This is a genomic window from Streptomyces sp. NPDC001980 (assembly GCF_040296885.1).
GTDB lineage: Bacteria > Actinomycetota > Actinomycetes > Streptomycetales > Streptomycetaceae > Streptomyces.
Genome location: NZ_JBEOYD010000007.1, coordinates 349,770 through 359,363 on the forward strand (window position 1 = coordinate 349,770; position 9,594 = coordinate 359,363).

The 9,594-nt window shown below is 74.6% G+C and carries 7 protein-coding genes; all 7 read right to left on the reverse strand.

The features are described 5' to 3' along the window. Nucleotides 1-79 precede the first annotated feature (79 nt). Nucleotides 80-2,470 (reverse strand): non-ribosomal peptide synthetase, encoded by a 2,391-nt coding sequence (locus tag ABT137_RS14065; protein ID WP_351707465.1) that lies wholly within the window; start codon nt 2,468-2,470, stop codon nt 80-82. Continuing rightward, complete coding sequence (gene glyA, locus ABT137_RS14070; RefSeq protein ID WP_502984515.1) at nt 2,467-3,909, reverse strand: serine hydroxymethyltransferase; 1,443 nt, start codon at nt 3,907-3,909, stop codon at nt 2,467-2,469. The genes ABT137_RS14065 and glyA overlap by 4 nt, the downstream gene beginning before the upstream one ends. Further along, on the reverse strand, nt 3,906-4,592 hold the full coding sequence (locus ABT137_RS14075; RefSeq protein WP_351707468.1) for a thioesterase II family protein: 687 nt from the start codon (nt 4,590-4,592) through the stop codon (nt 3,906-3,908). Before ABT137_RS14075 ends, glyA begins: the two co-directional genes overlap by 4 nt. An 8-nt stretch (nt 4,593-4,600) precedes the next feature. Then, a complete protein-coding gene (locus tag ABT137_RS14080) occupies nt 4,601-5,905 on the reverse strand; it encodes a condensation domain-containing protein (protein ID WP_351707471.1) in 1,305 nt (434 codons plus the stop codon). A gap of 5 nt (nt 5,906-5,910) precedes the next feature. Next, entirely contained in the window at nt 5,911-6,759 is an 849-nt protein-coding gene (locus ABT137_RS14085; protein ID WP_351707474.1) for an SDR family oxidoreductase, read from the reverse strand. Beyond that, a complete protein-coding gene (locus tag ABT137_RS14090; RefSeq protein ID WP_351707477.1) occupies nt 6,756-8,141 on the reverse strand; it encodes an MFS transporter in 1,386 nt (461 codons plus the stop codon). The genes ABT137_RS14085 and ABT137_RS14090 overlap by 4 nt, the downstream gene beginning before the upstream one ends. After that, nucleotides 8,138-9,594, reverse strand: a 1,457-nt coding sequence (locus tag ABT137_RS14095; RefSeq protein WP_351707480.1) for a condensation domain-containing protein, incomplete at its 5' end; no start/stop codon positions are given. The genes ABT137_RS14095 and ABT137_RS14090, both read right to left, overlap by 4 nt.

Here is a 9,594-nt window from a genome sequence, read left to right on the forward strand (position 1 = left end):
GCCGGGGTCCAGGTACGGGGTGCGCGGTGCGGGGGCGGCCGGGAGCGTTCTGCGTCGGTCGGTCACGGTCCTGTTCTCCTCAAGGGGCGGGTGGGGGCGTACGGCCGGCGGCGGTGAGACGGTTGGCGAGGGCCCGTACCGTGGGGTGGCGGGCCAGCTCCGGCCAGCGCAGCCCGCCGTCGATGCGGGCGAGGCAGCGCAGTGCCGACATCGAGTCGCCGCCGAGGGCGAAGAAGTCGGCGTCGCGGCCGACGGGCCCGACCCCCAGGACCTCCGCCCATACCGCGGCGATGTGCTTCTCCCACGGTCCTGTCGGGGCGTCACCGGCGGCCGGGGGCGGGGGTGCCGGGGTGCCGGCGGCGAGGGCACCGATCGCCTTGCGGTCGAGTTTGCCGTTGGCGTTGAGCGGCAGCGCGTCGAGGACGAGGACGGCCGCCGGGACCATGAATGCGGGCAGGGACCTGGCGAGGTGGGCGCGGAGTTCGGCGGCTTCGGGCGCGGTGCCGGGGTGGGGCACGGCGTGGCCGATCAAGCGCTGCCCGCCGGCCTCGGACCGGGCCAGGACGACGGCTTCCTTGACGTCGGGGTGGGCGCGCAGGACGGCCTCGATCTCCCCTGGTTCGATGCGCAGGCCGTTCACCTTGATCTGGAAGTCCTTGCGGCCGAGGAGTTCCAGGACGCCGTCGGGGCGGTACCGGGCGAGATCGCCCGTGCGGTAGAGGCGGTCGTGGACGCCGGCGTGCGACCAGTCGAGGAAGCGTTCCGCGGTGAGGTCGGGGCGGTCGAGGTAGCCGAGGGCGAGACCGGTGCCGGCCAGGTGGAGTTCGCCGACCACGCCGGGGGGCACCGGGTTCAGGGCGTCGTCGAGTACGTAGGTGCGCTGGTTGGCCATGGGGCGTCCGTACGGGATGCTCGTCCAGGCGGGGTCGGTGGTGGTGACCTCGTAGAGGGTGGAGTGGATCGAGGCCTCGGTGGCCCCGCCCATGACGATGAAGCGGACGCCGGGGGCGAGCGCGCGGACGCGGTCGGGCAGGGAGACGGGGACCCAGTCGCCGCCGAGCATGACGAGGCGGAGCGTGTCGAGGACGTCTTCGCCGGTGCGCTCCAGGTGGTCCACGAGGAGTTCGAGGAGGGCGGGGGCGGAGTTCCACACTGTGATGCCGTGCCGGGCACACAGGTGCGCCCAGTGGGCGATGTCCTTGGCGTGGTCCGGCTCGGGGACGATCACCGTGCCGCCGGCCGCGGTGATACCGAGGAACTCGTAGACCGACATGTCGAAGCTGGGTGAGGACAGTGCGAGGACCCGGTCCTGAGGGCCCACCTGGAAGCGGGAGTTGAGGTCCGCGAGGTTGTTGACGACGCCGCGGTGGCGCAGCGCGATGGGCTTGGGTGCTCCGGTGGAGCCGGAGGTGTGGATCACGTAGCAGAGGTCGTCGGGGCCGGCCGTGGGGGCCAGGACCCCGCCGGAGGCCGGGGCGGGGGCGTGGAGGAGGCCGTCCACGAGGAGGGTGGGGCGGGTCCGGCCGTGGGGCGGGGCGGGCAGGACGGCGGCCCTGGCGGTGTCCGTGACGACGGCGGTGCAGGACGTGCCGTCCAGCATCGCGGCCAGCCGCTGCTCGGGGTAGTCGGGATCGAGCGGGACGTAGGCGGCGCCCGCCTTGAGGATGCCGAGGACAGCGGCGAGGAGTTCGGCGGAGCGCTCCAGGCACAGGCCGACGCGGGCGCCGGGGCCGGCACCGGACGCGCGCAGCCGCTCCGCGAGGCCGGTGGCGGCGGCGTCGATCCGGGCGTAGGTCCAGGTGCGCTCCCCCTGGACGACGGCGATGGCGTCCGGCCGTACCGTGGCACGGGCTTCGAACGCCCGGTGCAGGCAGGTGTCGTGCGGCAGGTCGGCCGAGGTGTCGTTCCATTCGACCAGGATCCGCTGGGTCTCCTCGGGGCCGAGGAGAGCGAGCCGGGAGACGGGGGCGGCCGGGTCGTGGGCCGCGTCGGCGGCGAGGGTGCACAGCCGGGACAGGGTCCGGGTGGCGGTTTCCGCCGTGAACAGCCGTGGTTCGTAGTGGAGTTCGGCGTACCAGGTGCCGCTCTCCAGGGTGGTGGCGAGGTGTAGCTCGGCGTGCGGGGCGGTCGGCACCGCGGTGTTGTGGGCGAGCGCGACCAGAGGGGTGCCGAGGTCGGCGGGGAGCGCGAGGGCCCCGTCGGCGAGGGCGGCCAGGGTGGTGCCGGGGTCCACGTGGTAGCCGCGGATGCCGTCGGGGACGGCGATCGCGACGCGGTCCTGACCGGTCAGCCGGTGCAGGAGCGCCGCGAAGCAGGCGGCGAACAGGTCTCCGGTGAGGCCGCCGGGGGCGGAGAAGGGCAGGGCGGCGCGGACCAGGTCGGTGGCCCGGGGTCGGGCGCCCGCCCGGCGCGGCCGGTCGGCGGGGACGACAACGGGGGGCCAGTCCGTGTCGGCGGGGGCGGTCGTCACAGGTCAACTCCTGTCCAGAGGGCATCCGGGCGCCCGGCCCCGGCGCGGCGGCCGGCTCCGGCCTGGACGGCCGCCGCGTAGGGGAGCGGGTGGCGAGCGCAGAGGGCGTGGACCCGGTCCCTCAGCCGGGCGCGCTGCTGCGGGTCGATACGGAACTCCGTCTCGTTCAGCGGTGTCGTCGCGGTGAGGACGTCGTGCAGGAGGGCGGCGCATCGGGCCATGTGCTCGGGGCCCAGGCCGCGCTGCGCCAGGATGTTGCAGCCGAGCCGGATGCCGCTGGTGACCAGGGGCGGGCGGGTGTCGTCGGGGATCCGGTTGCGGTTGACGAGGATCCCGCACGCCTCAAGGGCACGCTCCGCCACAACGCCGGTGACCCCGGTGTCGCGCAGGTCGAGCAGGACCATGTGGTTGTCGGTGCCGCCGGTGAGTACGCGGTACCCGAGGCGTCCCAGTTCGGCGGCGAGGGCACGGGCTCCGGTGACGGTGCGGTGTGCGGTGCGCGCGAAGGCCGGTTCGGCGGCGAGGGCGAAGGCGCGGGCCTTGGCCGCGATCGCGGCGGGGGCGGGGGTGCCCTGGTTCTGCGGGAACACCGCTCGCTGCATCAGCCGGAACAGCGGGGTGTGTCCGTCGGGACCCGGCGCCCGGTGGTCTCGCCCGCTGAGGATCAGGCCGCCGCGCGGACCGCCCAGCTGCTTGTACGTACTGGTTGTGGTCAGGTGCGCGTGGTCGACGGGGCTCGGGTGCTCCCCCGCCGCGACCAGGCCTGCGATGTGTGAGATGTCCGCGAGCAGGTAAGCGCCCACCGAGTCGGCGATCGCGCGGAACCGGGCGAAGTCGAGGGTGCGCGGGTAGGCGCTCGCTCCTGCGATGAGGACGGTGGGCCGGTGCCGCGCGGCCAGGTCGGCGACCTGGTCGTAGTCGATGCGGCCTGCGGCGTCCAGGCCGTAGGCGACCGCCCGGTAGTGGCGTCCGGTGACCGAGGCCGGGGAGCCGTGGGTGAGGTGACCGCCGGAGTCCAGGCCGAGGCCGAGCAGGGTGCCGCCGGGCGCCATGAGCGCGGAGAGTACGGCGAGGTTGGCCGAGGAGCAGGAGTGCGGTTGGACGTTGGCGTACCGGGCCGCGAACAGCTTCTTGGCACGCCCCACCGCGAGTCGTTCGACCTCGTCGAAGTTGACGGCGCCGGGGTGGTAGCGGGCACCCGGGTAGCCCTCGGCGGTGACGTTGGCGAGCGCGGAGCCCGCGGCGGCCAGCACCGAGGGGTCGGCGGTGCTGGCGGAGGCGACCATCGCCAGCGTGTTGTTCTGGTGGTGGACCTCGGCGTCGAGGAGACCGGCCAGTTCGGGGTCCTCGCGACGCAGGCCGGTCAGGCCGGTGCGGGCAAGGGCGCTCTGGCCGCCGTCCTCGGCATCCGGAATCGGCAGGGCGGATACGGGACTCAGGGACACAGCTGCTCCTCGATGACGCGCCACAGCTCGGGCATGTGGTCCAGCAGGTAGAGGTGGCCGCCGGGCATCTCCAGCTCGGTGTGGTCGGCGCTGGTGAAGTTCTTCCAGTCGGTGCTGGACTCGGCGCCGGCCACGGTGTCCGCCGCGCCGCGCAGCACGGTGACCGGGATGGGCAGGGGGCCGGCGACAGGGTTGCGCTCGTCCCCGTACTCCTCAAGGAGGCGGATGTCGGCGCGGATCACCGGCAGGAGCAGGGCGCGCAGTTCGGGGTTGTCGAGGGCCTCGAAGCCGCGCCGGGCGTCCTGCTTCAGCGAGGCGACGGCCTCCTCGTCGTCGTCGCTGAGGCCGGTGTAGCCACGCTGACGCGGGCTGCGGGCGCCGCTGACCACGAGGTGGTCGGGCAGGGGGCCGCCGCTGTCGTACAGGTGCCGGGCCGCCTCGAAGGCGAGGAGCCCGCCGAAGCTGTGCCCGAAGAGCGCGAACGGCTCTCCCCGGGCGGCCTCGACAGCCCGGCCGGCGATGTCGGCGACGGCCGCGGCGAAGGACGGGTAGAAGGGTTGGGAGTACTGCTCCTCGCGGCCCGGCAGTTGGAGAGGGACCGCTTGGAGGCGGCCGTCCGAAAGGCCCTTCCACGGGCGGTACAGGCCGGCTCCTGCTCCAGCGTAGGGCAGGCACATCACCCGCATCATCGAGAGCCCCTGTCGTTGGTGGCGGAGGTGGAGGTGGAGATCGCGACGGCGGTCAGCTCGGCGAGGCGGCGCCGGACGGCGGCGGCCAGCGCGGGCAGCCGCTCGGCCCACAGGCCGCCGGCGGGCGCCTGGAGGACACCGGCAAGTCGGTCCCCGGGCAGCTCGCCCAGCTGGAACTGGATCTCGGCCTGCGCGCCGAGCGGGACCACGGGTTCGGTGCGCAGCCGCAGTGGGCCGGCGTCGTGGACGGGGCGCGGCCAGCTCTCGTACGCGAACAGCGCCTGATAGAGCGGGAGTCGGCGGCCGGGCCTGCCGCGCACGGCGCCGATCAGCCGGTCTTGCGGCAGGTCCATGTGGAGCAGCCCGTCGGCGAAGGCCTCCCAGATACGGACGCAGGCTCCGGGTTCGGCCAGGCGGCGGACCCGCACGGGCAGGGTGGTCAGGAGGCAGCCGATCGTGTCCGCCTGGTCCGGGGTGCGGCTGGAGACGGGCGTGCCGATGCAGAAGTCGTCTGCGCCGCTGAGGTCGTGCAGGGCCTGGGCGTACGCGCTGAGCAGTACGGCGATGGGCGGGCAGGCCAGGGCTCTGCCGGCCGCCCTCACCGCCGGCGCGGCACCGTCGGGGAAGGTGACCGGGTGGCCGACCGGGTCTGCCTCGGCGAGATCGCGCTGCGTGGGGCCGTCGTCGGCACCGGGCAGGTCGGGCACACCGGCCAGCGCGGTGCGCCAGTACGCGGTGAGTTCGGCCTCGGCCCCCGGGTCGAGCGGTCGCGGTGGCGCCGGGGGCGGCGGCGCGGGCTCGGGCGCGTCGTCGGCGGCGGCGGCGCGCGCGTAGGCGGCGGCCAGGTCGGCGGTGAACACCTCGTGGGAGAGGCCGTCGTGGACCAGGTGGTGGGTGAGGACGTACAGGGTCGCGCCCGAGGCGTCGGCCGCGTCCGGGGACAGGCCGAGGACGACGTGGTGGCCGGCGGCGATGTCGAGCAGGGCGGTGCGGGCCAGCAGGCCGGCGGCGGAGTCGAAGCCGGCGCCGGGCGGGAGGTCGGTCAGCGGTGGGGCGACGGGCGCCACGGGGGCGCACCACAGGTCGCCGCCGGCCGGCGTGAACACCGAGTGCAGGGCCGGGTGACGGGCGACGACTTGGCCCGCGGCTTCGGTGAGCAGCGTGCGGTCCACTGCGCCGTCGATGCGTACGGCGCTGAGGACCCGCCAGGCGGGCGAGCCGGGCGCGATGCGCTCGGCGAACCAGAACTGGCGCTCGGTGGCGGTGGCGGGGCGTCCCGTCGGGGCCGGTGCGGCGGTCATCGGTGTCACCGGACCGTGTAGCCGGCGTCGACGGTCAGGGTGGTACCGGTGACGTGGCGGGAGCCGTCGCCGGCGAGCCAGAGGACGGCGTCCGCGACGTCGGCGGGGTCGACCAGGCTGTTCATCGGCTGGTCGGCGGTGAACAGTTCGGCATGCCCGGCGAGCGGGACGTCGAGGGCGCGGGCCACCTCGGAGAGCATGCGGCCGTCCATGGCGGGTTCGTCGCGGATGTTGCCGGGGCAGACCGCGTTGACGCGCACGTTGTGGGAGGCGTAGTCCAGGGCGGCGGCCCTGGTGAGTCCTACGAGGCCGTGCTTGGCGGCGACGTAGCCGGCGAAGTTGCGGTAGCCGACGAGGCCGGCGACGGAGGCGATGTTGACGACGGCTCCGGCGCGGCGTTCGACCATGGCGGGGGCGAAGACCTTGATGGCCCGCCAGGCTCCGCCGAGGTCGATGTCGACCATGAGCTGCCAGGCGGCCTCGTCGGTCTGGTCGACGGGGCGGCCGGAGGGGGCGACGACACCGGCGTTGTTGACGAGGACGTGCGGTGGTCCGAAGCGGTCGTGCACCTCGTCGCGCAGGGCGGTGAGGGCGGCGAGGTCGCGGACGTCGGCGGCGGCGGTCAGGACGTCCGCGCCGCGTCTGCGGCAGGCGTCGGCGGTGTGGTCGAGCTGGCTGCGGGTGCCCAGCGGGTAGGGGACGCCGTCGACGGGCCCGGCCACGTCCACCAGGACGAGATCGGCGCCGGCGTCGGCGAAGGCCAGGGCGATGGCGCGGCCGGTGCCTCGGGCGGCGCCGGTGACGACCGCGGTACGCCCCTCCAGGGCGCCTGCCCGCGCGGGGGACGCGGTCATCGGACGGTCGCCTCGCTTCCGGGCTCGGACCGGTCGGCGACGGGGGCGGGCCGGTCGGCCGGCTGGTCGGGTGGGGCGGGCCGGTCCGCGGCCGGGGTGTCGCCGGAGGTGTCGGCGGGGCGCTCGTCCATCGCGTACAGGGCCGGACGGCGCCAGCTGACGGCGATGAGGACGAGGTAGACGAGGGAGAAGCAGAGCATCGGCCCCCGCAGCCCGGCGACGTCGACCAGCCAGCCGGCGGTGAGCACGCCGAGCGGGGCGGAGGTGAGGGCCATCGCACCGGTGAGGCCGAAGACACGGCCGCGCAGTTGCTCGGGGACGCGTTCCAGCATGATGGTGGAGAGCATCGGGTTGAGCGGGCCGCCCGCCACGCCGACGAGGAAGCAGATCGCGGTCACGCCGAGGGCGCCGGGTTCGAAGGCGAGCATCGCCCGCAGTACGGCGACAACGGCGAAGCAGCCGAAGAGGGTCAGGCGCCGGTGCGACAGGACGGTCCGGCTGAGGGGGCCGTACAGGAGGGTGCCGACGACGGAGCCGATGCCGACGGCGCCCAGGAACCAGCCCATTGCGGCGCCGCTGTGCAGCACCCGCTGTGCGTAGACCGGCAGGAAGAGCGGGGTGAAGGCGTCGTCGAGGAAGTTGGTGACGATGACGAAGGCGGTCATGGCGCTGATCACCGGCATGGTCCGCAGGAGGGCGAAGCCCTCGCGCAACTGGCCGAAGAAGCCGGGAGTGGTCGTGTTCCCCTGCGTGGCAGGGAAGTTGGCGGGCGCGGCGGCCGGGACCCCGAGGGCGACGAGGACGGCGGCGATCAGGAAGCTCGCGGCGTCGACGTACATGCCGGCGGCGGACCCGGTGGCCGCGATCAGTACGCCGGCCAGCGGGGCACCGGCGACCAGGCCCAGCCGGGGTGCGGCCTGGTACCAGGAGTTGACGCTCTCCAGACGGGCTCCGGCGTCCTCGATGAGCGGCTTCACCAGGGTCATGCGGGCCGCCGTGGCAGGGGTGGCGACGATCGTACGGACGAACAGCAGCGCGAACAGGAGCGGGACGGGCAGCTTCCCGAGGGTGTCCAGGAGCGGGACGAAGAAGACGAGCAGGCCGGCCAGAAGATCGGAGAGCACGCTGAGGCGACGGCCGCCGAACCGGTCCACGAGGACACCGCCGACGGCACCCGCGAAGATCATCGGCAGGGCGCTGACGAATCCGGCGGCGCCGGTGGTGGCGACGGAACCGGTGGTGTGGAGGACGAAGAGGGGGACGGTGACGATGGTGATCGCGTTGCCGAAGGCGGACAGGTACTGGGCCGTCAGGAGTGCGACGAGCGGTCCGCGGCGCCGGCCGGCGACCGGTGCCGACTCGGTGGGGGTGGTCTCGGTCATGCCCGCTCCCCCGGTGTCGTCGGCCGGCCGTCGGTGCCGTGTGCGGCGGCACCCTGCCGTTCGCGTCGTTCCCGGCTGAGCCGGGCGAAGAGGCGTTCCATGCTTTCCTCAGTCACTCCTGTCACGCCCGGCACTCGGTCCGGGTCCTGGGGACGGTTCGCGTGTCCTATGAGGCCGGCCAGTTCTCGGGCGGCCGACTCGGCCGCCGCACGGACCGCGGCCTCGTCGACGGCACCCGGGTTGAAGAGCCAGCGCAGGACGGCCCGGCCGTCCTGCACCGACACCGCCACGTCGACGTCGACCTCGCGCTCGGTCTGCGGGTTGCCGGGGAACGCGGTCTGCGCGGAGGCGGTGAAGGGGCCGGTGCCCGCGCCGACGGGGTCGGCCAGCTCGCCCAGGTGGTTGACGACGACGCGGGGACGCGCGGCGGCCGAGAACTCCGCACGCAGGACGGGATCGGCGGCGCAGCCGAGCAGGCCGAAGGTCTTGCCCGCGTCGGGGACGGTGTGCAGCGCGACGGTGGTGGCGCGCAGGTCGTCGGTGGCGTCGCCGCCGGTGAGCGGTACCCGGAAGGGGTGGGCGGCGGAGTAGAAACCGACGGCACGCTCCGGGTCCCAGTCGGGCAGCGCGGGCAGCGGGTCGCGGCCCAGGCCGATCAGCCAGACCGACGGCTGCTCGTGCGGTGCCCAGGGACGCAGCGCGCGGGCGACGGCGGTCAGCGCCGCGGCGCGCAGCGTGCCGTGTGCCTGCGGCGTCAGCGGCACGCTGACCTCCAGCGCCTGTTCGCCCTCGTAGGTGTTGGGGCCGTCGAGCCGCCAGCTGTACGGGCCCGTGCCGGCGAGTTGGTCGCGCCAGTAAGGGGCATGCGCAGCCGGGTCCGCCTCCCTTGTGACAGCGGCGTGTTCGGCGTATCCGGCGTTCTCCGTACGGGGTGACCCGCCCTGGTAGAGGTCCGCGAGGTCGCTGATCAGGACGGCCCAGGACATGCCGTCGACGACGAGGTGGCTGGCGGTCAGCACGACGCGGTCGGGCTCACCGGGGGCGCCGGGCAGGTGGGCGACGGCGAACAGGGGCCCCGTGGCGCGGTCGAAGGCGGCACGCTGCGCCGCCATGACCCGCCCGGGGTCGGTGCCCGCGGCCTCGGCGGTCCAGTGCCAGTGCTCGCCGGGGACGAGCACCCGCCCGCGCAGGGTGTCGGTGAGTGTGGGATGGGTGCGGACGAGGTCCTGGGCCGAGCGGTGCAGACGGTCCGCGTCGAGGGGGGTCGTGGCGGTGAGGACATGGCTGTGCGTGAAGTCCTCGACCCGGGCCAGGCCCCGGCCGAGCAGCATCTCCTGCTCGGGGCCGAGCGGCCCGACGGGCGGCGCCGGCCGCGTCGCGGCCGGGGCCCGAGGATGGGCCCGCCGATGATCATCGCGATGATGCCGACGACCGCGACGACGACCTTGCAGAC